Consider the following 25,796-nt stretch of genomic DNA (forward strand, 5'->3'; position numbering starts at 1 on the left):
GGCATTAGAGAAAATGTTTCTGTCAATACATATATTGCTTTGCTAATATGCTAATTTTGTAGAGATATGAAGATTGAAGACGAAATAAAGCAAAGCACTTTTAAGGATCCGTTTCAGAAGGCGTACATCAATATTGTGTTCACCGCCAACGGTCTGCAACTGGCCCAATCCACTGTATTAAAAGACTATGGCATTACCTTGCCTCAATACAATATCCTGCGCATTCTAAGAGGACAATACCCCAAACCGGCTACCGTGAACCTGTTAATTGAGCGCATGCTGGACAAAACCTCCAATGCCTCGCGCATTGTAGACAAGCTGGAGGCCAAGAAACTGGTTACTCGTACGCAGTGTCCGGCAGACCGCCGCACGGTAGACATTGTCATCACTGAGAAAGGCCTGAACATGCTAGAGGAGCTGGACAAGATCCAGGAAGGAACTAAACACGGGGTGAACAACCTTTCTGCTGAGGAAGCTGAAACGCTCAGCATTCTACTTGATAAAATACGCGACTAACCATACGGTCATACATCCAATTATACGCCCATGAAAAAGACATTACTATCTGTGTTACTGGCTGCCTCTGTAGGTGCCACCGCCTTCACCACCTTAGCGCCAACTAAAAAAGGCACAACTACTGCTGCCAAAGCGGCCGTTGCCTTGCAAACCTTTAAAGTAGAAACCACTGAGAGTAAACTGGGCTGGATAGGCCGTAAAGTAACCGGTGAGCACAACGGCGACCTGAAACTGACCAGCGGGACCATCCTGTTTGACAGAAACGCTTTGCGTGGTGGGTCTTTTGTGATTGACATGACCTCCATCACCTGCAACGACCTGCAAGGCAACTCCAACAAAAACCTGGTGAACCACTTAAAGGCAGATGATTTCTTTGCGGTAGACAAATACCCAGCGGCTAATTTCATCATCACCAACTTGGCGCCTAAAGCCAATGCTAAGGTAGGTTCTACCAATTACATTGTGACGGGTAACCTGACCATTAAAGGCATCACCAATGAGATTGTGTTCCCGGCGGCGGTTTGGGTGAAGAAAGGTGTAGCCACGGCCACTGGTACCTTAAAGTTTGACCGTACCAAGTTTGACATCAAGTTCCGTTCTGGCAACTTCTTTGAAAACCTAGGGGACAAAACCATTCAGGATGACATTGAGTTAAAGATCAACCTGGTGGCCAAAGAAGAAGTGGTAACCAAAGTCAAAAAAGAGAAAGCCAACAAAAACAAAGTAGCCAAAAGCTAATCTGAAGCTATACCTTATAAAAAAGCCGCCTGTTTGTATTAGCTGGCGGCTTTTTTTGTGCTTGGTCAGGAACAACCTGTAAAACAGAAAACCCGGAAGCTCAGCGTGCTTGCCGCCAGGCTTTCGGGTTTTGAGAGAAGTGAATGGATGTTTTAGAGCGTTTCTTTGATGCGGGGTCTGTTGTAAGTAGGTTCCCAGTCATTAATGGGCAGGCAAATACCTGGGGGAAGGTCCAAATCTGGCAGTCCGTCGTTGAGGGGCTCGCCGCCATCGTCATCGCTGTCATCCTGGGGCGGCACCCGGTATTTTTTGCGCGGAACCAGTGCAAAAAATGCCAGCATAGCTAACACCACCAAGGAGTATACAATACTGATCATAAGAATCAACGGTTAGGAGTCTTACATAACACTCACTATCAGGGGAGTGGGTCTATAAGTTCAACGTATAGCGGCCTTACTATGTTAGGTGTAGATTCAAAAAAATAGGCAGGATGAAACAGGTTCTTGGTTTGTTTTTAAAATAACAGGGAGCTAGCTTTGTCCCAGTTTTAGGGGTGCCTTAATAATACGGGCTGAGATCATACCCATTGAACCTGATACGGTTAGTACCGGCGAAGGGAAAAACAAGGGAAACAAAACAATTTGGGCACACCGACCCCTGGTGTGGCCTGTATGTTTTACCATTACCATCTTTCACATGAAAAGAGTATTAGCCCTGGTTATGGGCTGTCTGCTGCCTTGGTTTGCCATGGCACAAATCACCTTATCTGGTCGTGTCCTGGACGCCGCCACCCGCCAACCACTGGTTGGAAGTACCATCACCCTTTCAGAAATCAGTTTAACCACCCAAACCGCGGCCGACGGCCGTTTTCAATTCTCAGACGTACAGCCGGGCAACTATTCCGTTAAAATAAGCCACGTGGGGTTTACCACTACCACAGAGTTGGTGTCTTTACAAGAAAGCCTAGCCAAAGACTTTACCTTGACACGGGGGAGCATGGCTACCAAAGAAGTGTTGGTAACAGCCTCCCGCGCCAATGAAAAAACCGGCACCACCTACAGCAACGTGAGCAAAGAAGAAATCCAAAGCCGCAATTTTGGGCAGGATTTGCCGTATCTGCTGGAGAATACGCCATCCCTAGTGACCAGTTCAGACGCCGGCGCCGGAGTGGGCTACACCGGTTTGCGCATTAGAGGCTCAGACATTACCCGCATCAACGTGACCGTGAACGGCATACCCGTGAATGACGCCGAAAGCCACGGCGTTTTCTTTGTGAACATGCCTGACTTCGCCTCCTCTCTGCAGGACGTGCAGATTCAGCGCGGCGTGGGAACCTCCAGCAACGGGCCAGGCGCCTTCGGGGCCAGTTTGAACCTGCAGACCCAGGACGCCAGCCTAGAAGCCTACGCGCGCACGGACAATGCCTTCGGGTCTTACAACACCTGGAAGAATAACGTGCAGTTTGGCACTGGTCTATTGGGCGGTAAATTTGCGGTAGACGGCCGTTTGTCCAGAGTCTCTTCTGACGGCTATATTGACCGCGCTACCTCAGATTTAAAGTCATTTTACGTAGCTGGGAGCTACTATGGCGCTAAGGACTTCTTAAAACTAGTCGTTTTTGGTGGAAAGGAAATCACCTATCAGGCCTGGAACGGCGTGGATGAGGAGACGCTTAAAACCAACCGCACCTTCAATTCTGCGGGCACGGATTATGGTAGCACCGAGACGCCTTATGACAACGAGGTGGATGACTACCAGCAGAACCACTACCAGCTGCACTACGGCCATTCGTTCAATCCACAATGGACGCTGAATGGCGCCTTGCATTATACCCGGGGCTTCGGGTTTTATGAGCAGTTCAAAGTGAATGAGCGCTTCTCTAATTATGCCATTCCGGTGGCGCCAGGCAGTACCATTTCCAGAACGGACCTGGTGCGCCAGAAGTGGTTGGATAATCATTTCTACGGAACCACTTTCTCTTTGCAGTACCAAGGTTTGGGCAGACTGTCGGCTACGTTGGGCGGCGGTTGGAACCGCTATGACGGTGACCATTATGGCGAGGTGATTTGGGCGCAGTACGCGGCTACCATTCGGCCTAACCACCGCTATTATATAAACGAGGCCCAGAAAACCGACTTCAACGTGTATGGCAAAGTAAATCTGGCTGTAACCGACCAAGTGGGCTTGTTTGGCGATGTGCAGCTGCGCACCGTAGACTACCAAATTGACGGCTTTGATGATGACCGCCGGGACGTGACCACGCGCGCTGATTACGCCTTCTTCAACCCCAAAGCCGGTATTACCTACAACCTCACCAACAACCACAACCTGTACGCCTCAGTGGCCGTGGGCAATAGGGAACCAACGCGTTCAGACTTCACAGACCGTCCGGTCAATGATGTAGCCAAACCAGAGCGTCTGATTGACTGGGAAGCCGGTTACCGCTTCAACCACAGCCTGGGCCAAGTGGCGGGGCAGTCCTTGCTGTTTCGCTCAGATCTGACCTATTTCTACATGGACTACAAAGACCAATTGGTGTTGACGGGACAGTTGAATGATGTGGGTACGGCGCTTAGAACCAACATCCCGAAAAGCTATAGGACCGGGGTGGAGTTGTCTGGTAACTTGTTCATTGGCGAGTTCGTGGATGTGACCACCAACCTGTCCTTCTCTAAAAACCGCATCAAGCAGTTCACCGAGGTCCTGCCCATTGACTACAACCCAGAAGACGTGGTGGTGAACCAATACGACGAGACCACCATTGCCTATTCCCCTAGCGTAGTGACGTCTTCGCAGATTCAAGTGAGGCCGGTGACGGGTTTGCGCGTGGCCTTCCAGTACAAGACCGTGAGTGAGCAGTTTCTGGACAACACGGCCAGCCAAAACCGTAGATTGTCGCCGTACGGCGTAGGCGATGCCCGCGTGTTTTACACCTTCAAACCGGTTAATTGGATGAAGGAAATAGAGCTGGGTTTGCTGGTGAACAACGTCTTCAGCAAAAAGTATGAGGCCAATGGCTATACCTTCACGGAGCTATACGGTGGTGATCCGAACCGCTATGATTACAACTATTATTTCCCCCAAGCGCCACGCAACTTCCTGGTGCAGGTGAGCCTCCGTTTTTAACCTAATTCCTGGGAAACACCCCAAAAATGGCATCTCTTGCGCAGGCAGCAGATGCCATTTTTTTATGGCTGAACCGTTTTTGGCCTAGATTCCTGAAAAGAGGCAAAAAACAGTTTTTAGCTCCAAGTGTTTTATAATCAAAGTGAAACGCAACCTGAGTTGCTGATGATAGCATCCAACAACAGCAGGAGGTGCAGTAAGAAAAGCCTGATAATACAGAGTACTTACTTTAACCAAGGACTCGCCACTCTGGACTCAGGACTCGCGACTCCTAACTCTTTACTGGTTTAGAACTTGGGTGGCACCTCAATTCTTGTTAAGTTTGGCAATAGTCCTCATTAACCAAGTAATAACTCTATTTCTCATGGCTTCTGATACTTCTGGTTTCACAGATTACTTCAACATAGATGACCTCCTGACAGATGAGCACAAGCTCATTCGGCAGACCATGCGTGACTTTGTCAAGCGCGAAATCTCTCCTAACATTGAAAAGTGGGCACAAGACGCGCACTTCCCTACTGAGATTGTCAAGAAATTTGGCGACGTGGGCGCGTTTGGTCCTACCATCCCCACACAATACGGCGGGGGAGGCCTGGACTACATCAGCTACGGACTTATCATGCAGGAGATTGAGCGCGGTGACTCTGGGATGCGTTCCACGGCGTCAGTACAAGGGTCTCTGGTGATGTACCCCATTTACGCTTACGGCTCTGAGGAACAACGCAACAAGTACCTGCCTAAGCTAGCCAGCGGCGAGTGGTTGGGTTGTTTTGGCCTGACGGAGCCGGACCACGGTTCTAACCCAGGCGGTATGACTACCAACATCAAGGACATGGGCGACCATTACCTGTTGAATGGAGCCAAGCTTTGGATTTCTAATTCACCCGAAAGCCAGGTGGCGGTGGTTTGGGCCAAAAACGAGGAAGGCAGAATCAAGGGCTTGATTGTTGAGCGCGGCATGGAAGGCTTTACCGCCCCAGAGATCCACAATAAATGGAGCTTGCGCGCTTCGGTGACCGGCGAGCTGGTATTTGACAACGTGAAAGTGCCTAAGGAAAACCTGCTACCCAATATTGACGGTCTGAAAGGACCGTTGGGATGCTTGGACTCTGCCCGTTACGGGATAGCCTGGGGAGCCATTGGCGCCGCCATTGACTGCTATGAGTCTGCCTTGAAATATGCCAAAGAACGCATCCAGTTCGGTAAGCCTATTGCCAGCTTCCAGTTAATCCAGAAGAAGCTCGCCGAGATGATCACGGAGATTACCAAAGCGCAGTTGATGGTGTGGCGTTTAGGTATGTTGAAGAACGAAGGCAACGCCACTACCCAGCAAATCTCCATGGCCAAGCGCAACAGCGTAGACATGGCCTTGCACATTGCCCGCGAAGCCCGCCAGATTCACGGTGGTATGGGCATCACCGGTGAGTACCCTATCATGCGCCACATGATGAACCTGGAAAGCGTGATTACCTATGAAGGTACCCATGACATCCACTTATTGATTACAGGAGCAGATATTACTGGTATTCAGGCGTTTAAGTAAAAATCTGGAAAAGAAATAACTGACTTGATGCTCCTCATTATATTTGCGGTGTTTGTCTTCTGCTTCATTTTGGAGCGGATGGTGCCGGGGTGGAAATTACCAGAAGTGCCCACCTGGACCATACGGGTGCTGGCGGTCAATTTTGTGCAGTTGGCGGTAGTGACGGTGGCAGGCCTCACTTGGGAGAAATGGTTTTCACAGTACTCAGTATTCAATATCTCTGACCATGTGAATCCTTATGTGGGAGGAGCGATCGCTTATTTTATAGCCACGTTTATCTTTTACTGGTGGCATAGATGGAGGCATAGGGTAGACTTTTTGTGGACGCATTTTCACCAGATTCACCACAGTCCCCAGCGCATAAAAGTAATCACCTCTTTCTATAAGCACCCGCTGGAGATGACGGTGAACTCCATTATTGGCAGTTTGCTAGTCTTTACCTTTCTGGGGCTAAGCGTTGAAGCCGGGGCCATTTACACCTTGTGCACCGCTTTGGGCGAATTTTTTTACCATACCAACGTCAAGACGCCGCAGTGGATTGGGTATATGTTTCAGCGGCCAGAGATGCACAGAATTCACCATGAGTATAACAAGCATACCAATAATTATGGCGACATAGTTTGGTGGGACATGCTTTTTGGGACATATGAAAACCCGAAGGAGTTTAAGACCTCTTGTGGATTTGACAATGACAAAGAGCAAAAGCTTCTTGAGATGCTAAAGTTTAAAGACGTCCATAAAGACTAGCTAAACTAAAGTACCGAGAATCCTGATAGACGATTTAAAACGAAAAAGGCACCTGCAGTAATGCAGGTGCCTTTTTTCGTTTTTGGCCTGTTTTCTGGGAAATAGCCCCAAAACGGGTCTTAGTTGTAGTTCAGGTTTAAGATAATCTCCAGGCTGGCGTGCGCAGGGCCGCAGATATCCATCAAGTTTTTCTTTTTGTTGCCAGACAAGGAGCCTTTTCCTAAAATGTAAGCATCTGCTTCTTCAATGGCCGTGCTAATGTATTGCAGGGCCTGTTTGGTGGCCAACTGCACATGCGCCGAGTTGTTGGTGAATTGTAGGTGTTCAATATGTCTTAGTACTTCCTCACATTGGAATCTAACTGCTAGCACCGCCGTGGGGCTATTCTTGGCTTTGCAATTAAGATGATTCATCAATTCCTGTAAGGAAGTGAAAATGTCATGGTTCATGATTTCCTGATTCTGCATTATGATGATGAGCGGCAATTGTTTTTGGTATGCTGGTAGTTGAGCGTCTTTACTTATTTTCTGCTAGAACTTGCGTCTGTGGCGGAAGGTAGGTGAGGAGAATATCAACAGTGATGTCATTGCCTGCCTGCATGGCACCTCCCATAAAACTAGGTGCTTTGATGAGGTAATCTGAAAACCGCAAGGCTTTAGTGCCGGTAATGGTAAAGCTTCGGTCTGAGTTGAGCACGGCAAGCATAGGTAATGTTATAGTATGGGTAACGCCTTTAAGCGTCAAAGACCCGGTGGCGTGGATTACCTGTTGGTTCGCTTGAATGGGTAATACAACAGCGCTTTCTAATTGAAAGGAAATGACAGGGTATTTGCTTGCCTTTAAAGCCTTGTGGGCTTTATGGTCCATGATCTTCAGTCCGCCTTGCAAGGAGTTGGCTTTCAGGGTGAATTGTAGCTGGCTAATAGCTTTCATCTGATTTTTCTCATCCAGAGTGAAGACGCCTTGGCTTTCTGCTTCTGTAGAGGTGACGGTCCAGGTTTGCAGATCTGAGGTGCCACTCACTTTCACTGTGCCCGCCTTGCCTGCATGGGTGCTATACACGGTTTGAGCAGATAGGCTTTTAGGGAATGCTACCTCCAGCAAAATCATGCAAAAGAAAAATGTGAAAATGTTGCGGGAGGAGAACTTGGCTGCTTTCATAAGGCTGGGTAGAGGACTGTACAAAAGTACCGGCTATAGAAGTGGTTTCTCTTGATGATGGTTTCCAGCAAGATTGATGTGCATCAAGAAGTTGGGAGAACCAAAACAGATGTACCGCTTATGCAAGGTTAGATGGATGTAACCTGTTGTCTGTATTTCGTTTTTGGCCTGATTTCTCTAAAACAGACCGAAAACGGATTTACATAGAAGCAGTAAGGTCCTTCATCTTTAGGTGAAAGGAAATGGACAGGCTCTGGTGCGTATTGACCATGCCTTTTAATTTGGTGGGCGGCGTGAGGTTGAAATCTGCGAAAGTGACTTGACGTGAGCCCAGCAAATGGACAACGTTCTGGGCATCAACAGATAGCTGGTAACGGACTTCAACACGTTTGCGCGTACCCGCAAGCTCAATGTCTACCCAGCCAGTAATGTGTTCGGCTTTTTGACTTAATGCGGGGAGCCTGTTTAAAGATAGGAAGGTGATAGAAAGATGCGGGAATTGCTCTGCTTTTAGGGTTTTGCGTAAATCACGGGTCATTATTGGGTTGTGGCAGTCAAACTTTTTTAGGCTCAACTGCAACTTACCGGCAAGAACCACCTCCCCATTTGTATATGTCGCGACCAACGTGTCCAGCCTGCTGTATGAGTTAATGTCACAGGAAAACTTGGCGAGGTTGGTGCTCCCCTTAACGTGTAAGCTACTGCTGCCACTCACTGTCCAGCATTTACTTTGTCTGGGTTTGCCAGCAGGCATCCACGCTAAACTCACTACCAGAAGCAGAAAAAACAAGCTTTGCATTGGAATAGAGATAGGGTGCATGTTAAAGAAAGGAATATAGGCCGAGAAGGTAATTTCCCTTCTCGGCCTTGACTAAGACTGCATTGCTGTGCTTAGAAACCAACGGCGGCCTGCACTACAAAGCCTTTGAATCGGCCTCCGTCGCGGTAGTCTGCCGTCGGGAAGTCTTTGTATTCCTGGTTCACATATTCGCCTTTCAGCAAGATGTTTTTGGTCATAAACCAGCCTCCGCCAAACGCCATGCGGCTGATTTTTACATCATTGTTGTAGACAATGGCTTCAGTGGTAAGGGTGGCGGGCACGTTGGCCAAGGTAGCAGACACCGTATTGTAACGAGCGCCTACAAAGAGGTTTTCACTGCTCCCAAATCTATACACAGCGTCTACGGCGTACTGGCTTACATCGCGTATCTCGGTTTCATTCTTACTACGGCCTTGGGCAGACTCCAGTGTCCCGAACAGTTCCAAGCCTCTGGCCTTAATGAAACCGTTCACCTGCAACGCATCTACCTTCTTACTGAACCCAGGGTTAAACCGGCCTGAGAAAGCATTTGCTGAATAAGTCCCTCCCGGTTTTTCCATGACCATGAAGTAATTGGATCCCGTGCGGTCACCACCGTACAAGGTCTGTCCGCCAGAGCTGTTGTTGGTGTAAAATGAGGCCGAGGCTCTTACTCTAAACTCGGGTTTCACTTGTTTGTCTATGCCGGCTTTCAGGTAGAAAGAAGGTGACTTGTGCGTGTTGTCATCTACCGCGGTTGGGACCAGCTCGTCAATGTTGCCTTTGATCATGCCGTTAGACACGCCCACCATCCCAAACAGACCGTTCTTGCGCACCAAGACCTCACCGCCAATCTCAGTGGAGAAAGCATCTAAGATGTAGTTCTCGGCGAAGGGGTTGTAAAAGGTATGGCCTCCGTCTGAGCGTCTGAAATGCTGGTCTCCGTAGTTGATTTCCATGTGCCCCACTTTGATGGTGGTATACTCCATGATGTCTTCCCAGATATCGCCCTTGAAAGGTAATTTGTCAAACTGGATGTACCCGCCCTTCACCCACGTCTCATTGTGGTGGCGTGATGACAGGTAACTGGTCAAATTCAACCGGATGCCGTCTGCCAATTGCACATCCAGAAACAGGTTGGCGTTGGCGGTGTTCAGACCGGGGGTGATCTTGTAGAGGTTGCCTGCGTTGTTGCTGTGCTTCAAGGCCTGAAATGACTGCGTAAAACCGGCGCCCAGTTTCACTCGGATGCCTTCAAAGTCCACGCTGTCCTGCTTGGGGTCTTCAAATACGTTGATGCCGGCTTTGTCATAAGGCCTCAGGTTAGATACCGGCCCGAAAACCTGGGCTTGGGCGCTGAGCGAAGCAAAAGAACAGCCAGCTATAATAAGGGAAGCGAAGGCAGAAGTAAAGGTGCGTTTCATAATAGTGTGCGTTATGCTGTGATAGAGATGGGTATCTTTATTTATGGTAAGTCTGGGCGAAGCCGATGGTAAGGTCATTGCCCACTTTCATAGTGCCCGCCATGTAGCTAGGCGCCTCTATGTTGTAATCTGAGAGTTTGATCTTCTCTGTGCCGGTGCAGGTAATGCTGTTGTCTGCGTTCACCAGCACGTTCACGTTCATGGATATAACTTGACGATTTCCCGCAATGGTCAAATCGCCTAGCACCTTCACCAAGTATTTGTTTTTAGCCAACGTAGTCACGTCTGTAGATCGCAGGTTGTAGACTATTTTAGGATGTTGGCTGGCTTTCATGACCTTATAGGCCCGGGTGTCTAAGGAAGAATGCTTGCTTTTTAGCGTCTTGGCGTCTAGCGTCAACTGGAAGTTCTGGATGGAGGTGAGGACGTGGTTTTTGTCAAACTTAAAATCGCCTTTGCTTTGCATGGTGGAAGAGGCCATCTCCCAGCCATGCACATTTGAGGTTCCTGTCACTTTCATGAACACCTGCGCCTTGGGCACCAGCGTGTAAGTAGACTGGGCTTTGGTCTGCCAAGGCAATACCACCAACATGGCCAGCATGTAGACAAAGGCTAAAAGAGAGATGCGGGAATTGGTATAAGTAACGGTCATAGGGGTCAGGTTTTATTTGAAACAAAGGTAGAGCGGGTGCTTTCCCTGTCACCTGACGCCGGTTACGCCCAAACTTGATGCTGGTCAAGAAGAGTGTGGTTTGAATTAAAACGCACGATGTCAAACGCTTTCGTGTTATTAGGCCACTATGGCTACAACTAGCTCAGATAATACCGCATTAGTACAAGCCATCATCCAAAACGCCATTGACGGCATTATCACCATTGATGACCGGGGCATGATAGAAAGCATCAATCCGGCGGCCAGTGACCTCTTCGGGTATTCTTCTATTGAAGTGATTGGCAAAAACATCTCCATGCTAATGCCCTCGCCAGACAAAGAAAGACATGACCAATACCTGTCACGGTACCAAGAGACGCGGGTTCCGCACATGATTGGCATTGGCCGCGAGGTGAAGGGTCTGAAAAAGGACGGCGTTGTCTTTCCGTTCAGGTTGGCGCTTAGCGAGGTGCAATTGGCCGGCAGAATCATTTACACGGGTTTTATCCATGACCTAAGCCGCGAGAAGGAGGCCGAAGAAAAACTAAGGGAGCATTACGTAGAACTAGAAGCGCAGGTAAAAGAGCGTACCCAGTCGCTGCAACACTCCTTAAAAGAATTACAGAACGCAAAGGACACGGTGAGTACCTCTTTGCAGAAGGAAAAAGATTTGAGCCAGCTCAAAAGCAGGTTTGTATCTATGGCCTCGCATGAGTTCAGGACGCCGCTTAGCTCTGTACAGCTGTCAGCGTCGCTTATTGAACGGTATGCCTTGTCTGAGAATCCTAACATCACCAAGCACGTCAATAAAATCAAAAGCGCCGTCACCAACCTGACCAACATCTTAAATGATTTCCTGTTGCATGAGCGCCTGGACGCGGGCAAGGTAGAACCTACTTTTACACTATTTAACGTGGTGCGCCTAGGCGAAGAAATCACCGAAGAGATGCAATTGGTTTCTAAAGACGGCCAGGATATTATTTACCAGCACACCGGCGTAGAGAGTGAATTTAGGTTAGACCAGTACCTGCTCAAGAACTGCATCATCAACTTGATTTCCAACGCCATCAAATACTCTGGGGAGAATACCTTTATTGAGTTTAACACAGAGATACAGGAGAATGTGCTCACCGTGGTTATCAAGGACTACGGCATAGGCATCCCTGAGAAAGACCACGCCCAATTGTTTGAGCCTTTTTTCAGGGCGCATAACACGGGCACCATTCCGGGCACGGGACTGGGCTTGCATATTGTACGCCGGTACGTCATGCTCATGAACGGCTCCATCACCTTTGAGAGCAATTTAGATAAAGGCACCTCTGTCACTTTCACTTTTCCAGTACAACCATGAAAAAGCGCATCTTAATCATTGAGGACAATGTGGACATTAGAGAGAGTTCTACGGAGATTCTGGAACTGAGCGGGTATGAAGTATTAGCAGCTTCTGATGGACGGGCAGGGGTAGATTTGGCACTTGACCAAGTCCCTGACCTCATCCTGTGTGACATCATGATGCCCGAAATGGACGGCATTGGTGTTTTGTACCTGTTGCATAAGAACCCAGTGACCGCAAACATTCCCTTTGTCTTTTTAACCGCCAAAGCCGAACGAGTTGATATTAGAAAAGGAATGGAAATGGGCGCCGATGACTATCTCACCAAGCCCTTTGATGACATGGAACTGCTTGTAGCCGTAGAAAGCCAATTGGCAAAAAAACAACAGCAGCAAGCCTTTTATAGTCAGCCCATTGGAAACATAGATTCCTTAGCTGGCGGCTCTGATGGTCTCACCCAATTAAAAAACACCATTGCAGGCCTTAAGGTTAGACAGGTAAAGAAAGACCAGAGCATCTATCAAGAAGAAGACCACGCCAAAGGCATTTACCTAGTCATGAGTGGTAGGTTTAAAACCAGTCAAACGGCAGAAGATGGCCGTGAATTGATTACTGGTTTGTTCACCCAGAGTGACTACATGGGGATTGAAGCCTTGCTGCTAGGCGAGCCCTATACAGACAATGCCACTGCCATGGAAAACAGCTCCATGTGTTTATTGACAAAAGAAACGGTAGACTCGTTTTTGGCCCGTTTTACAGATATTGGCCAAAAATTCATCCAATTGCTGTCACAGAACATAAGAGAGAAAGAAACTCAACTGTTGCAGATGGCCTATCATTCTGTGCGCAAACGCATGGCAAATGTGCTGGTAAGTTTGGCGCAAGACCAGCCCAAATTACTGGTGCAGGATGGCCTGCAGGTGTCCAGAGAAGACATGGCTTCTATGGCCGGTATGGCCAACGAAACCGTGAGCAGAATTTTATCAGATTTCACTACTGAGAAACTTATCCTGAAAAAGGGAAGGTTGATTCAGATTTTGGATTTGCCGCGTCTTACCAACATGAAAAATTGACCAGCATCATTTTCTTGCTTGTCCCACAGCAAATGACCAGCGCAGAAGAAGCCTTAGCTTTGTGCCTTATTTGATGCGAAACTATGAAAGTAGTAGCCTATGGTATTCAGCCTTCAGAAAAAGGCATATTGGCACAAGCCAATCATAAGAAGCATGACATTACGCTCATTGCCAACGCTCTAAGTGAGAAGACGGCTTTTTATGCCCAAGGCAAACAGGCGGTGATTGTATTTTCTGGCCTTGAAGTCTCTAGTGCTACCTTACAGCTGCTGGCAGAATTGGGTATTAAATACCTAATCCACCATTCCAAGACCGTTTCCTTTTCTGGGGAGAACGCCAAAAAATATGGCATCACTTGGGCTAATATTACGCTCTCCTCTTACATGGTAGGCGTTCCGCATGATGCGCTGCTGCAAGCAACAGAACAAACCATATTTCTTTTAGATGAATGGCATGCCCTTGAGACTAATTAATCTGTTCTCAAAAACATAAACAGTATCAATCATCAGGCAGGCAATGGGAAATTAAACGATGACTTAAGTGTACAATAAGTTCTAGAAGCAAAAAAGGCTACTACAGATATGTAATAGCCTTTTTTCGTTTTTGGCCTGATTTATGGAAAATAAGCCAAAAACGGATCTTAATTGTAGTTCAGGTTTAAGATAATCTCCAGGCTGGCGTGCGCAGGGCCGCAGATATCCTGCAAGTCTACTTTAGCTTTTGGCTTAACCCGTGCATGCGCCACCCGTTTGGTGTCAATCTCAGAGAGGGCCCGGTAAATGTACTGGAGCGCCTGCTTGGTAGCCAATTGCACGTGCGCTGAGTTGTGGTTGAATTGCAGGTTCTTGATGAGGTACAAAATTTCATTACATTGCTTCTGTAGCTCGTGCAAGGCTTTTTGCTCATCGGTGGCTTCGCACTCCAAGTTTTCCATTAAAACCTTTAAAGAGGCGAATGTATCTATGTTCATGGGGTTTGGCTAAGAAAAAGTACTGTTGTTATAGCGTCAACAGAGAGAACGCGAGAAACGGTCCATTTATTCTTTTTTAGTTACAAGCCAACTATTGGTTGGGTGCAAAAACACAGGATTGCTAAGTATGTTGGAAATTTATTCATTTTGGTAAAAATACTAGCAAAAAGATAGGTTTTAGGACTATAGAATGGACCGTTTTTAGGCTAATAGCTGTTATCTTTACAACTGAATCTTTGCTGAACCGCTAAGAGATTTTTACACATGAGAGAAGACTATTTAAGCGGCTCCGCCGATAACCTGTCACCCATAGAGAAGGAGTATGACAAAGCCCTTCGGCCGCTGGACTTTGGCGATTTTACCGGCCAGGAGAAGGTGGTGGAGAACCTCAAGATATTTGTGGGGGCGGCCATCATGCGCGGCGAGGCCTTGGACCACGTGCTTTTGCACGGACCTCCCGGCTTGGGTAAAACCACGCTGAGCCACATCATTGCCAATGCCCTGGGTTCCAACATTAAAATCACTTCTGGCCCGGTCTTGGACAAGCCCAGTGACCTGGCGGGTTTGCTCACCAACCTGGAGCGCAACGACGTGCTCTTTATAGATGAGATTCACCGCCTAAACCCCATTGTGGAGGAGTACTTGTACTCGGCTATGGAGGATTACAAGATTGACATCATGCTGGACTCTGGCCCCAACGCCCGTTCTGTTCAGATTACCTTGAATCCCTTCACCTTGATTGGTGCCACTACGCGTTCGGGTTTACTTACCTCGCCGTTGCGGGCGCGCTTTGGCATCAACTCCCGCCTGGAGTACTATGACTCTAAGCTCTTGACGTCCATTGTACAGCGTTCTTCAGAGATTCTGGGAGCGCCCATCTATGAAGACGCCGCTTTTGAGATTGCCCGCCGTAGCCGCGGTACGCCGCGTATTGCCAACAACCTGTTGCGCCGTACCCGTGACTTCGCGCAGATTAAAGGAGACGGGACCATTACGGTAGACATTGCCCAGTTCGCGCTGAATGCTCTGGACGTAGACCACAACGGTCTGGACGAAATGGACAAACGCATCCTGAGCACCATCATTGACAAGTTCAAGGGCGGTCCGGTGGGTCTTTCTACCATTGCTACTGCCTGCGGCGAAGAGGCCGAAACCATTGAAGAGGTATATGAGCCGTTCCTGATCCAGGAGGGGTACATTAAACGCACCAGCCGGGGCCGTGAAGCCACCGAGGCCGCGTACCGTCACCTAGGTAAGATTGCCCCTAACCACGTGCGCAGCGGTACCTTGTTTGACCAGGCCGAGTAGTTAAATTATATCTTATGCATGTAAGCCCTGACTCTTTCAAGATTCGGGGCTTACTTTTTTAAAGGCTTTCACCTTAAATCATTTTTAGCCTGATTTCCAGAAAATAGGTCAAAATCAGAAATAGTAGGGCAACTGAAATTCTTTTCTGCCAATTTTGTTCCTTCATCAATAGCATCCTTCCTTCTCCATGTTCAACCTTGCTCCCAAACACACGCAACTTATCAAGCAGAAGGCTCAAGAACTGGGCTTTATGTACTGCGGCGTGTCAAAGGCTGAGTTTCTGGAGGAGGAGGCCCCTAGGCTGGAAAACTGGTTGAACCAGAACAAGCACGGCCAAATGGGGTACATGGCCAACCACTTTGACAAACGCCTGGACCCGCGCCTGTTGGTAGAAGGAGCCAAGTCAGTAGTGAGTCTGCTGTTGAATTATTACCCAGAAGAAACCCAACCCGAGGATACGCTTAAAATCTCAAAATACGCCTACGGCCAAGACTATCATTTTGTCATCAAAGACAAGCTCAAGACGCTGTTCAACTACATACAAGAAGAGATTGGCGAAGTGGGAGGAAGGGTGTTTGTGGACTCGGCGCCGGTCATGGACAAGGTCTGGGCTAAAAAAAGCGGTTTGGGTTGGGTAGGCAAGAACAGCAACCTGATCAGGCCAGGCACGGGCAGCTTCTTCTTTATTGCGGAGCTAATCCTAGACTTGGAGTTGGAGCCAGATGGTCCCATCAAAGACTATTGCGGCACCTGCACCAAATGCATGGACGCATGCCCCACAGACGCTATCTCACAACCGTACGTGGTGGACGGCAGCAAGTGCATTTCTTATTTCACCATTGAGTTGAAGGACCAGATTCCTCAAGAGGTAGAGGGGAAGTTTGGGAACTGGGTGTTTGGCTGTGATATCTGCCAGGATGTGTGCCCCTGGAACCGGTTTAGCAAGCCCCACCAGGAGCCGGCGTTTTCGCCACATCCAGAGTTGCTCCGCCTCACCATTGGGGATTGGCAAGAGCTCACTCAAGATGTATTTCAGGATTTGTTCAGGAAATCTGCCGTCAAGCGCACAGGCTACAATGGGTTACTGCGCAACGTGCGATTCGTAGCGGATGAGTCTAACTGCCTAAGCAGCCATTACGTTGCCGAAGACCCGGTTTAAGATACTGTCATAGTTGTTGCCGTAGCGCTTATAGCACCACTCTCTCAAGCTTTCCAGTTCTTTTCTCACGAGCATCCGCAGACCTTTTCTAAGCTCTTTCTCAAATAGTTTTTGATCAAAGCTCACTTTGTCCAAGATCATTTTCACATACTCCAACATGGCGTGTATAAGTGTTTATAGGTAAGGTATAGATTTGTAAGGATTAACCTATACGTGCTAAAATTGTAAAAGATGCTCTATAAAAGGATGAATTAATACAAATTTAATAAAAAAAGGTAGCCCGCAAGGCTACCTTTTTTTATTTTGATAATAATCTGCTGATTTTGTTGTCTATCTGATGAACGGATCCACAATGGCCAGCACTTGATCCTTGGTTAAAGGCTCATCAAACGCCTCAGAGGCAGAATCTGCGTTGATGTTAATGCCACCAGCATTCATGATAATGTTCACGGTAGCCTGTGTAGTCAGTTCTTCACCATCATAGATAGGTTGCGTGGCAGCCGGAAGCCCACCTCTGTCCTTACCTGTGATCCATGGTTTAACTGACGCCATAATAGCCGGCGTGTCTCTGCGCATTCTTCTGATGTGGGCAGCGTGACGAGCCTCCACTGAGTGAATCTGCAAAGCGGCGGTTAAGATAGTATTGTTGGCTACCAGATTCCCTGCCTGGCCTTTGTACGCTCTTACGCCAGTGTCTTCAAACGCTTGGGCAACGGCTAACATAGTGCCGTAATTAGTAAACACGTCTGCAAACGCACCACCAGCGGTATAGTCAAAGTTGGCGGCCGTAAACATAACCGGAGTGCCTTGTAAGCTGGTGATTGCTTGTCTTAAGAAAGCAACGTGGGCTACCTCATGGTCTCTGATCAAGGCCAAAGCGCCTTGCGCGGCGGCAGGAGCACCTACCGCAGGGGCAGCGGCGGCTGCTTGCTTGTAGAACTCAGCCTCCAGGTACTCTAAGGTAAGGGCGTAGTTCAATACGTCTACAATGGCAGCGTTGCTACCAGTCTGAGCATAGGCCTTGTTTAAGAAAGAGCCAAAGGCCAATGGAACGGCAGTGGCCACCAATTTCTTGCTGAAGCCAGCAAAGTGTTTGAAAACAGATCTGCGGGCATCCAGACGGTCAAATACTTCTGGATCTACTTTTTCAATCTCTTGAATTACGTTAAATATATTCATGGCTTTATTTCTCCTTTAGATTATTGTGTTGGTAAACCAGTTGCTACAATTGTTTGCTTGATGAATGGCTGCGCGCGCTGCAATACTTCTAAAGGCATTAAGGCTACGTCCAATCCATTGGTATCTACAATCTGGCGACCCGCAATAATGCCTGAGTCTCCTTTGGCAAAGTCACCGTTGCTGATCAAGTCTCTGATTTCTGCCGCGTGACGGGCCTCTACAGAAACAATTTTACCAGCCAAAGTCAAATAAGTAAGACCGTTGCCTGTGTCTGTGAACAGTTTGCCAGCCCCATTGTAAGCCGCTACGCCTAAGTCTTCAAACGTTTTAGCGGTGGCCAAGACAGAAGTACGGCTTGAGAAGTTAACGGCACTGAAGTCTGGGGTTAAGTCTGGAATTCTGGATGCTGCCGGGATGGCGGCCTTGAAGAACTCACGGTGCGCTACCTCATGATTTCTGATGTCTGTGAGGATAGAGCGCTCCAATGCACTTGGGAACGCGGTAGAGAAGGCGGCGTTGGCAACCACTTGGGTGTAGAAGGCGGCTTCTAATTGCTCAAGCGCGTAGGCGTAGTTCAAAATTCCTACATCACCCGTGCCAAGGTTCACAGAGCCTTCTGCCATTGGCGTAGTGTCTTCGTCATCATCGTCGCAACCAGTGGTAAGAACAACGGCGGTAGCAGCCATGGTCAATCCTGTGTACTTCAGGAAATTGCGTCTGTTGAAGGGGGTGTTGATCCTGCTTGTGGTCTCATCCACAGGAGTCGGTTCTAGGTTTTTTGCCATAGTTTTAAAGTTTGAAGGTGTAACAATAGGTGGGGCCAGCGTTCCTGAAAAAGTAGTCGACCGCCTGTGACCTCCGTCGCTGTGTGGCAACCGGATTTCAGCGAGACCTACGGGCTAAGTAGTCCAGCCGGATTTTGGAGAAGTAAACTTTTTTTGAAATGGCTGATTTCTTTGCCCTTGGCGCGGTCTTTTGCAGGGAAAGGGAGGGCACTATGGCGGTAATTCGTATTTTTGGCATTGGGCTAAAAATAACCACAGTTTTTGGCCTGTTTTTGAGGAATTACATGAAAAAGGGACTGATACTCTTAGGGATACTCTTGCTTTGGGCCGGCACTAGCTGGGCGCAGAGCCTGTCCATTGAGTATGGCCCAGCCTCCATTCCCATTGATCAGTATTTTACCATTTCGGTCAAAGTTTCTCCTACCAAACCCGTCAAGGTAGAAGGCTTCCCAGAGATTGAGGGCCTGCAGAAAAGCACACGCCAACTGTCCTCGTCCACTTACAAGACTGGTCAGCAAATCACGGTGGTCTATACCCTCACGCAGCGCTACGCCCCTTTAAAGGAAGGCGAAGTGACCGTGAAGCCCTTCACCCTAACCGTAGACGGAAAGACGGTCACGGCCAAACCCTATAAGTTGAAAGTAGGCCCGCCGCAACCTGTAAAGCCTGTTACTGATACGCTGCCTACCGCTCCCTTAGTGGCGCCTGCCCCAGAGTTTGTAGAGGTGAAGGAAAACGCCTTTCTTACGCTGCACGTGCCCAAGAAGCAGGCCTATGTAGGCGAGAGTGTGCCGGTCTCCTTGTGGTTTTATGTAGCCGACACCGACCTGGGCTTGCTGGATTTCTATCAGTTTGAGACGCAGATACTAGAGGTGGTGCGCCAACTCAAGCAACGCAGCGTCTGGGAAGAGGTGTTGGAGCAACAAGAAATTCAGCCCGAAAAGATAAAAGTAGGAGACAAGGCCTTTACCCGATACAAGTTGCACGAGGCGGTGCTGTTTCCTATCACGGCGCAGGCCCTGCGCTTTCCGGTGGTGCAGTTGCAGATGGTCAAGTACAAAGTAGCCAAGAACCCCAGCCTGCTTACCCAGAACAGGCTACCCGAATATAAATCATATGCCACCTCTGCACAGACGGTTGAAGTGCGCGCCCTGCCGCCTCATCCGCTTAGAGACCAGGTGCCGGTAGGCGTGTTCAGGTTACAGGAGCAACTCTCCAGAAACACCATTTCCATCAACCAGAACTCTGTCTACCAGTTTAGAGTGGAGGGCGAAGGAAATATAGGTAACATGCCCACGCCGCAGACCATTTGGGACTCTAGTGGTATTGAGATCTATCCACCCGAGGTGCGGCAATACGTGAATGCTGCTAACAGTAAAATCTCGGGCACCAAAACGTACCGGTACTTTGTGGTAGGCCGCCACCCAGGGGAGTACCCGTTGCGCAGCATCTTCCAGTGGGTGTATTTTAATCCGGTGACCGCCCGGTATGACACGCTCAAGCCCAGCATGACCATTCGCGTGCGGGGCAAAGAGGATCAGAACGCCACCATTCGGTCACAAGACGTGGGCAGTTTTTACGACATCATTTCGGATGAAAGCAACCAGGTGGCCAGGTTAGACCAAATGCAGGAGGCCCGCCGCTATAGCAACATTGCCCTGGCGGTGTTGCTGGTGGTGGCCCTGTTTATATTTATTAAGAAGAATTCATGAGCAATACCTACGGATCCATCTTTAAGATCACTACGTTCGGGGAGTCACACGGCACTGCGGTGGGCGTGGTGGTAGACGGATGCCCCGCCGGGCTTCCCATCACCTTGGAGGAGATTCAGCATGCCCTTGACCGCCGCCGACCGGGACAGTCCAAGATCACCACCCCGCGTGATGAGAAGGACCAGGTGCAGATCCTGTCAGGCATCTTCAATGGCCAGACGCAGGGCACGCCCATCGCGCTCACGGTGTTTAACAAGGACCAGGCCAGCCATGACTATTCGCACATAGAGCAAGCCTACCGACCTTCGCACGCAGACTATACCTACACTGCCAAGTACGGCTCCAGAGACCACCGCGGCGGCGGCCGAAGCTCTGCCCGTGAAACACTGGCCCGTGTAGCGGCCGGTGTGTTGGCGCAAAAGTTTTTGGCCCAGCAAGGCATTCAAATTACAGCTTACGTCTCACAAGTAGGGAACATCCACACCCCGGCAGATTACAGCCAACTGGATCTTAGCCAAGTAGACAGCAACATAGTACGGTGCCCGCACCAAGAGACGGCGCAGGCCATGATTCAGCTCATTGAGGAAACCCGCGACAAACTAGACACCATTGGCGGAGTGGTAACCTGCGTAATAAAAGGCGTTCCTGCGGGTCTGGGTGAACCGGTGTTTGACAAGCTACACGCCGAACTAGGCAAGGCCATGCTCAGCATCAACGCGGTGAAAGGGTTTGAATACGGCAGCGGCTTTGACGGCGTGGGCATGTACGGTTCACAGCACAACGACGCGTTTTATACAGATGAGGCCGGCGAAGTGAAGACCCGCACCAACCACAGCGGCGGCATTCAAGGTGGCATCTCCAACGGGCAGGACATTTACTTTAGAGTAGCGTTTAAGCCGGTAGCGACCATTCTGCAACCCCAAACCAGCATTGACCAGAGTGGGCAGGAGATTACCCTGCAAGGAAAGGGCCGTCATGATCCCTGCGTATTGCCCAGAGCCGTGCCCATTGTAGACGCAATGGCCGCGCTTGTGCTGGCAGATTTTGTGCTGAGACAACGTGCCAACAGATTAGCCTAAGGTCGTTTTTGGCTTGTTTCCTGGAAGATAGCCGGAAAACGAAAAATACATTGTGGTATGTTTTTCAGCTGAAAAGCCTTCGTCTATTCAAAAGCAAAGTCCCCGTTTTTGGTCTGATTTCCAGAAATCAGACCAAAAACGGGGACTTTGCTGTATTTCAGTCTTATCTAATTACTACCAGCCAAATCAAGACCAGGATAGGCAACAGATACACTAGGGAGTATTTGTAGACATAGGTAAAGAATGGTGGCATTTTGACGCCGGCCTGCTCGGCAATAGCTTTCACCATGAAATTAGGTCCGTTGCCAATGTAGGTCATGGCGCCAAACAAAACCGCCCCAATAGAGATAGCCTCCAGTGATAATAGGGTCTCGGGGGCGTTGCTCAGGCCGTGGGCGAATTGCTGCACATGGTCTACGTTGGCGTAGTTCATGCCGTATTTCGCCATTCCTAGGGACAAGAAGTTGGCATAGGTGGGGGCATTGTCCAGAACTCCTGACAACGTGCCGGTGGTCCAATACAGCATGCTGGGGGTGAGGTAGGCAGAGAATTCAGGGCTGGAGGCCAGTTCCGCAGACAGTTGCAAGGCGGGCATCATGGTAAAGAAAATCCCGAAGAACAGAAACACCACTTCCAGAATGGGCTCAAAGGAGAAGTGGTTGCCGTTCAAGGCGGTCTTGCTGGCAAACTTGTAGCACAGGAAAGCAGCCGTCAATTGCACTAACTCTCGCACAAATGAGACTTTGATGCCCCCTTCTAGGGGAATATATGGGAGCCACTCAAAAGTAGAAGGATTCAAAAAAGTTGCCCCAATGATGACGGTTAGCCACAGGATGTTGCGCTTACCTGAAAAATAAAATTCGGTCTTGGCCTCATTGCGGGCTTTTACCTCTGGGTTGGGTTGGTACGTGCTTTTATTCATCCTGTCCCTGAAGAAGAAGATGGCACAAAGTCCGCCTACGGCAATCAACCAAGGAGTAAACAAGTTCTGCATCGTCCAGAAGAAAGGCACGCCTTTCAAGAAACCAATGAACAATGGAGGGTCACCGAGCGGCGTAAGCATCCCGCCGGCATTACTCACTATAAAAATGAAGAATACAATCTGGTAGGGCTTGATGCGGTGGTTGTTCAGCCTGATAAACGGCCTAATCAAGAGCAACGACGCGCCCGTGGTGCCTATCACATTGGCCAGACAGGCGCCCAGAAACAGAATCAAGACATTGATGAAGGGCGTGGCATTGGCATTGGCATTGATGTAAATACCACCAGCGGCCACGTACAAGGCGCTTAGCAGAATGGCAAAAGAGGCGTACTCGGCTAGAGTCTCGGCGGGCAGGTGGGTGTCTTGTAATACAGCCAAATAATAGCCTAGCACCAAAAGGCCCAAGGCCACCGCAATGTATTTGTAGTACTTGTGCCAAAAATGCGGAAAGAAGATAGGCCCGGTGGCAATCAAGCCAATCAATACCACAAAGGGGATGATTAGGTAACCGGGAATTTGATGCGGAGCGGCAGACAGTAAAATAGAGGCGTTGAGCATAGGCAAAGGGCAATAATAGAAACCGTATGCGGGTAAAGTTAAGGGTAAAGATGAAAACTGGCCGGTGTTTTTGGGCTGGTTTCAGAAAACATACCGGCCTGCGTTTCACGTAAAGCAGAACCTATTGTATTTCTACCTAATTTTGGAAACTTAAAGCAAGTGCCTCAGGTTTTTATAACAAAGTAAGATATAGCCATGATTGATAATACAGCCAAAGCGGTTTCTGTGTATGCAGAGGCCAACCCTAATCCAGAGTCCATGAAATTTGTGCTTAACTCTTCTCTTTTGGGAGAGGGGCAGAGCGTGGATTATGCCAACGTAGAAGCGGCGGTAGACTCTCCGTTTGCCCAAGAGCTTTTCAACTTTGAATACGTGTCCAGAGTGTTCATTGCGAGCAACTTTGTGACCGTGACCAAAAACACCGCAGACCAGTGGCCAACCTTGATCCCTGAGCTGAGAACCTTTATCAAGTCCTATGTAGAGGCGGGCGGCCCTATTTTCATTGGTACGCCAGCGGCCACCAGCGCTGCCACCACAGAACTGCCTACCAACCTGTCAGCCGAGGATGCAGACATCTCTCAGAAAGTGATTGACTTGTTAGAGAACTATGTGCGTCCGGCGGTAGAGCAAGACGGCGGTAACATCACGTTCAAGTCATACAATGACGGAATTGTGACCGTGAACCTGCAAGGCTCTTGCAGCGGCTGTCCTTCTGCCACGGTTACCTTGAAAGCTGGTATTGAGAACCTGTTAAAGCGCATGGTCCCCGAAGTAAGAGAAGTGGTGGCCGAAGGCGTAACCTTGTAAGCTCACTCAGAATTTGATTCTAAAAGCCCTGACAGCCATGTCAGGGCTTTTTTGTTGGGCAATACGCGGATTTCCGTTTTCGGCCTCGTTTCCAGGAAAGAGCCCAAAAACGGACGGTTTGAGCTGCGTGTGTACTTTTAGCTTCAGAATTAATCCTGAAACAACGGCTGTATCTGGGTGGTTATGAGACCTTTCTACTAGTATAATTTTAGCCGAAGAAGGCAAGACACAACTTCATGGATTAAGTTCGTATACTGCATATTATATATACTTATACATGCAAACAGCTGTACTCACCCACGACCCAAAACCGCACCCTCCAAAACTAAAGGAGCTGGCCGCCACGGCCATTTGCGGCAATGATATCACATCCTCTTGCCTCTATGTCTCGGCGTTGGCCATTGTTTATTCTGGGCAGTATGCCTGGGTGGCGCTGTTGATGGTAGGCGGCGTCTTGTTTTTATTCAGGAGCATTTACGGCGAGGTAGTAGGAGCCCTGCCCTTGAACGGCGGCGCGTACAACGCCCTGTTGAACACCACCAGCAAAAGCACGGCCTCATTGGCGGCCTGCCTCACGCTGCTATCGTACATGGCCACCGCGGTTATCTCGGCTAGTGAGGCCATGCACTATGTGCACCACCTCTGGGAAGGACTTCCCATCATTTATGCCACCATTGGACTTTTAGCGCTCTTCATGGGCTTGACCATCATGGGGATTGGTGAGTCTTCTATTGTAGCGGTCATCATCTTTATCACTCATATCTCTACGCTCACCTTATTGGTAGTAGTGGGCTTTATCTTCTTGTTTAACAATGGGTTTGACACGCTGGCCTTAAACTACAGCCAACCCTTAGAAGGAGGCAGCATCTGGAAGGCGCTGTTCTTTGGCTTCGCGGCGGCCATGCTGGGTATTTCGGGGTTTGAGAGTTCTGCCAACTTTGTAGAAGAGCAGGAGCGGGGCGTCTTCCCGAAGACGCTGCGCAACATGTGGTTGGCCGTGACGGTGTTTAACCCACTCACCGCGTTTCTGGCCATTGCCATCATCCCTATAGCCGCCGTGGCCACACACCAAACGGCCTTGTTGGCTTATTTAGGCGAGGTGACCGGAGGAAGTTGGCTAGCCACGCTTGTCTCTGTGAATGCAGCCATGGTATTGAGCGGTGCGGTGCTTACGTCTTATGTGGGAGTGACGGGTTTGGTACAACGTATGACGCTGGACCGCTGCCTGCCTCAATTCTTGCTCATTACCAACAAGAAAGGATCTGCCTACCTGATCATGATCAGCTTCTTCTTGTTGTGCGTGTCTATTTTGCTCATCACCAAAGGAGATATTGGCGCGTTGGCCGGCGTCTACACCATTTCCTTCTTGTCTGTAATGGCCTTGTTTGGCTTGGGTAATGTGTTGTTGAAAATGCGACGGAACCGCCTGCCTAGACCGGTGCGTGCCACTGCCTTGGTGCTGTTCATTGCCATCTCTGCTATCCTTGCCGCTTTGGTAGGCAATGCCTTGCTGAACCCGGCCTATGTCTGGGTGTTCTTGAAATATTTTGTGCCCACCGTGTCTGTGGTGTTCATTATGCTGTACCGCATTGAGCTCCTTGGTTTTTTTGCTTATCTGTTGCGCCAAATAGAAGAGCCTTTTGAAAAGGTACTTCCTTTCAAATCCAGGGCTTTAGTCAGGCTGATTCACAAGATTAGGTCTCAGGAATTTGTATTCTTTACCAAGGGAGATAACATAGCCAACATCAACAAGGTGATGCGTTACATTGTGGAGAATGAGCATACCAACAAGCTCAAGATTGTGAACGTGCTCAGAGACGATGAGAAACCGCCAAAGAAACTCATGCACGAAATTGAAGTATTGGACTTAGCGTACCCAGAGCTGGTGGTGGACTTTGTGGTGTGGAGAGGACAATTCGGGCCAGAACTCATTGACGAACTTTCTGTCAAATGGGGCATTCCTAAGAACTTCATGTTCATCGGGTCACCTGGTGATCATTTCCCGTATGGTATCCAAGAATTAGGCGGAGTGAGGCTCGTAATCTAAGACTTGCGTTTTTAGCTTGTTTTCATGAAAATAAGCCAAAATCGGAGCGCAGGATAGTTTTCCTTTCAGTACTTAATGCCGAAATAAAGCGTTAAGTT

General features: G+C 49.0%; 24 protein-coding genes and 1 riboswitch. Of the genes, 14 read left to right on the top strand and 10 right to left on the bottom strand.

Features of this window, described 5'->3' with window-relative positions:
• The first annotated feature begins 66 nt into the window (after positions 1-66).
• Together TH61_RS10875 and TH61_RS10880 are read left to right on the top strand one after the other, a co-directional pair.
• The gene (locus tag TH61_RS10875) at positions 67-516 is read left to right on the top strand and encodes a MarR family winged helix-turn-helix transcriptional regulator (RefSeq protein WP_066509072.1); all 450 of its coding nucleotides are present in this window, start codon (positions 67-69) and stop codon (positions 514-516) included.
• Positions 517-546: 30 nt separating this feature from the next.
• The gene (locus TH61_RS10880) at positions 547-1,254 is read left to right on the top strand and encodes a YceI family protein (protein WP_066509074.1); all 708 of its coding nucleotides are present in this window, start codon (positions 547-549) and stop codon (positions 1,252-1,254) included.
• A gap of 152 nt (positions 1,255-1,406) precedes the next feature.
• Here TH61_RS10880 and TH61_RS10885 read toward each other — a convergent pair whose 3' ends face one another.
• Entirely contained in the window at positions 1,407-1,631 is a 225-nt protein-coding gene (locus tag TH61_RS10885; RefSeq protein WP_066509079.1) for a hypothetical protein, read from the bottom strand.
• A 162-nt stretch (positions 1,632-1,793) separates the two neighbouring features.
• A riboswitch (TPP riboswitch) is annotated at positions 1,794-1,890 on the top strand.
• A 60-nt stretch (positions 1,891-1,950) separates the two neighbouring features.
• Here TH61_RS10885 and TH61_RS10890 point away from each other — a divergent pair.
• The 3 genes from TH61_RS10890 to TH61_RS10900 all read left to right on the top strand — a co-directional run bounded on the left by TH61_RS10890 (position 1,951) and on the right by TH61_RS10900 (position 6,670).
• Positions 1,951-4,380 (top strand): TonB-dependent receptor, encoded by a 2,430-nt coding sequence (locus TH61_RS10890; protein WP_066512793.1) that lies wholly within the window; start codon positions 1,951-1,953, stop codon positions 4,378-4,380.
• Positions 4,381-4,744: 364 nt separating this feature from the next.
• Positions 4,745-5,923, top strand: a complete 1,179-nt coding sequence (locus TH61_RS10895; RefSeq protein ID WP_066509080.1) for an acyl-CoA dehydrogenase family protein — start codon at positions 4,745-4,747, stop codon at positions 5,921-5,923.
• Between the two features lie 27 nt (positions 5,924-5,950).
• Entirely contained in the window at positions 5,951-6,670 is a 720-nt protein-coding gene (locus tag TH61_RS10900; RefSeq protein WP_066509081.1) for a sterol desaturase family protein, read from the top strand.
• A gap of 119 nt (positions 6,671-6,789) precedes the next feature.
• Here the strand turns inward: TH61_RS10900 and TH61_RS10905 are convergent, their stop codons facing one another.
• From TH61_RS10905 to TH61_RS10925, 5 genes are all read right to left on the bottom strand, one after another.
• Positions 6,790-7,137 carry a hypothetical protein gene (locus TH61_RS10905; protein WP_157600683.1) on the bottom strand — a complete coding sequence of 116 codons (348 nt, stop codon included), beginning with the start codon at positions 7,135-7,137 and terminating at the stop codon, positions 6,790-6,792.
• 49 nt (positions 7,138-7,186) lie between these two features.
• The gene (locus tag TH61_RS10910; protein WP_066509084.1) at positions 7,187-7,831 is read right to left on the bottom strand and encodes a YceI family protein; all 645 of its coding nucleotides are present in this window, start codon (positions 7,829-7,831) and stop codon (positions 7,187-7,189) included.
• Between the two features lie 199 nt (positions 7,832-8,030).
• Complete coding sequence (locus tag TH61_RS18150) at positions 8,031-8,369, bottom strand: hypothetical protein (protein WP_157600684.1); 339 nt, start codon at positions 8,367-8,369, stop codon at positions 8,031-8,033.
• A gap of 353 nt (positions 8,370-8,722) precedes the next feature.
• The gene (locus TH61_RS10920) at positions 8,723-10,054 is read right to left on the bottom strand and encodes a hypothetical protein (protein ID WP_066509086.1); all 1,332 of its coding nucleotides are present in this window, start codon (positions 10,052-10,054) and stop codon (positions 8,723-8,725) included.
• Between the two features lie 37 nt (positions 10,055-10,091).
• Positions 10,092-10,706 carry a YceI family protein gene (locus TH61_RS10925; RefSeq protein ID WP_066509091.1) on the bottom strand — a complete coding sequence of 205 codons (615 nt, stop codon included), beginning with the start codon at positions 10,704-10,706 and terminating at the stop codon, positions 10,092-10,094.
• A 148-nt stretch (positions 10,707-10,854) separates the two neighbouring features.
• Here TH61_RS10925 and TH61_RS10930 point away from each other — a divergent pair, with 148 nt between their 5' ends.
• The 3 genes from TH61_RS10930 to TH61_RS10940 all read left to right on the top strand — a co-directional run bounded on the left by TH61_RS10930 (position 10,855) and on the right by TH61_RS10940 (position 13,585).
• Positions 10,855-12,057 (top strand): PAS domain-containing sensor histidine kinase, encoded by a 1,203-nt coding sequence (locus tag TH61_RS10930; RefSeq protein WP_066509092.1) that lies wholly within the window; start codon positions 10,855-10,857, stop codon positions 12,055-12,057.
• Positions 12,054-13,112, top strand: coding sequence for a response regulator (locus tag TH61_RS10935; RefSeq protein ID WP_066509093.1), 1,059 nt, complete (start codon positions 12,054-12,056; stop codon positions 13,110-13,112). Before TH61_RS10930 ends, TH61_RS10935 begins: the two co-directional genes overlap by 4 nt.
• A gap of 83 nt (positions 13,113-13,195) precedes the next feature.
• A complete protein-coding gene (locus TH61_RS10940) occupies positions 13,196-13,585 on the top strand; it encodes a hypothetical protein (protein WP_066509094.1) in 390 nt (129 codons plus the stop codon).
• Positions 13,586-13,752: 167 nt separating this feature from the next.
• Here the strand turns inward: TH61_RS10940 and TH61_RS10945 are convergent, their stop codons facing one another.
• Complete coding sequence (locus TH61_RS10945) at positions 13,753-14,082, bottom strand: hypothetical protein (RefSeq protein ID WP_157600685.1); 330 nt, start codon at positions 14,080-14,082, stop codon at positions 13,753-13,755.
• Positions 14,083-14,346: 264 nt separating this feature from the next.
• Between TH61_RS10945 and ruvB the strand changes: the two genes are divergently transcribed.
• On the top strand, positions 14,347-15,390 hold the full coding sequence (gene ruvB, locus TH61_RS10950) for a Holliday junction branch migration DNA helicase RuvB (RefSeq protein WP_066509098.1): 1,044 nt from the start codon (positions 14,347-14,349) through the stop codon (positions 15,388-15,390).
• A gap of 187 nt (positions 15,391-15,577) precedes the next feature.
• On the top strand, positions 15,578-16,549 hold the full coding sequence (gene queG / locus TH61_RS10955) for a tRNA epoxyqueuosine(34) reductase QueG (RefSeq protein WP_066509100.1): 972 nt from the start codon (positions 15,578-15,580) through the stop codon (positions 16,547-16,549).
• 330 nt (positions 16,550-16,879) lie between these two features.
• Here the strand turns inward: queG and TH61_RS10965 are convergent, their stop codons facing one another.
• Together TH61_RS10965 and TH61_RS10970 are read right to left on the bottom strand one after the other, a co-directional pair.
• A complete protein-coding gene (locus tag TH61_RS10965; RefSeq protein WP_066509102.1) occupies positions 16,880-17,728 on the bottom strand; it encodes a ferritin-like domain-containing protein in 849 nt (282 codons plus the stop codon).
• 20 nt (positions 17,729-17,748) lie between these two features.
• Entirely contained in the window at positions 17,749-18,513 is a 765-nt protein-coding gene (locus TH61_RS10970; RefSeq protein ID WP_066509104.1) for a ferritin-like domain-containing protein, read from the bottom strand.
• Positions 18,514-18,797: 284 nt separating this feature from the next.
• Here TH61_RS10970 and TH61_RS10975 point away from each other — a divergent pair, with 284 nt between their 5' ends.
• A complete protein-coding gene (locus TH61_RS10975; protein ID WP_197464030.1) occupies positions 18,798-20,225 on the top strand; it encodes a BatD family protein in 1,428 nt (475 codons plus the stop codon).
• Complete coding sequence (gene aroC, locus TH61_RS10980; RefSeq protein ID WP_066509108.1) at positions 20,222-21,304, top strand: chorismate synthase; 1,083 nt, start codon at positions 20,222-20,224, stop codon at positions 21,302-21,304. The genes TH61_RS10975 and aroC overlap by 4 nt, the downstream gene beginning before the upstream one ends.
• A 163-nt stretch (positions 21,305-21,467) precedes the next feature.
• Here the strand turns inward: aroC and TH61_RS10985 are convergent, their stop codons facing one another.
• Positions 21,468-22,844 (bottom strand): sodium:proton antiporter, encoded by a 1,377-nt coding sequence (locus tag TH61_RS10985; protein ID WP_066509110.1) that lies wholly within the window; start codon positions 22,842-22,844, stop codon positions 21,468-21,470.
• 195 nt (positions 22,845-23,039) lie between these two features.
• Between TH61_RS10985 and TH61_RS10990 the strand changes: the two genes are divergently transcribed.
• Both TH61_RS10990 and TH61_RS10995 read left to right on the top strand, forming a co-directional pair.
• Entirely contained in the window at positions 23,040-23,651 is a 612-nt protein-coding gene (locus TH61_RS10990; RefSeq protein WP_066509112.1) for a NifU family protein, read from the top strand.
• 277 nt (positions 23,652-23,928) lie between these two features.
• Complete coding sequence (locus TH61_RS10995; protein WP_066509114.1) at positions 23,929-25,698, top strand: APC family permease; 1,770 nt, start codon at positions 23,929-23,931, stop codon at positions 25,696-25,698.
• Positions 25,699-25,796 lie beyond the last annotated feature (98 nt).

Origin of the sequence: Rufibacter sp. DG15C, from assembly GCF_001577755.1 — a bacterium.
Classification (GTDB): domain Bacteria; phylum Bacteroidota; class Bacteroidia; order Cytophagales; family Hymenobacteraceae; genus Nibribacter.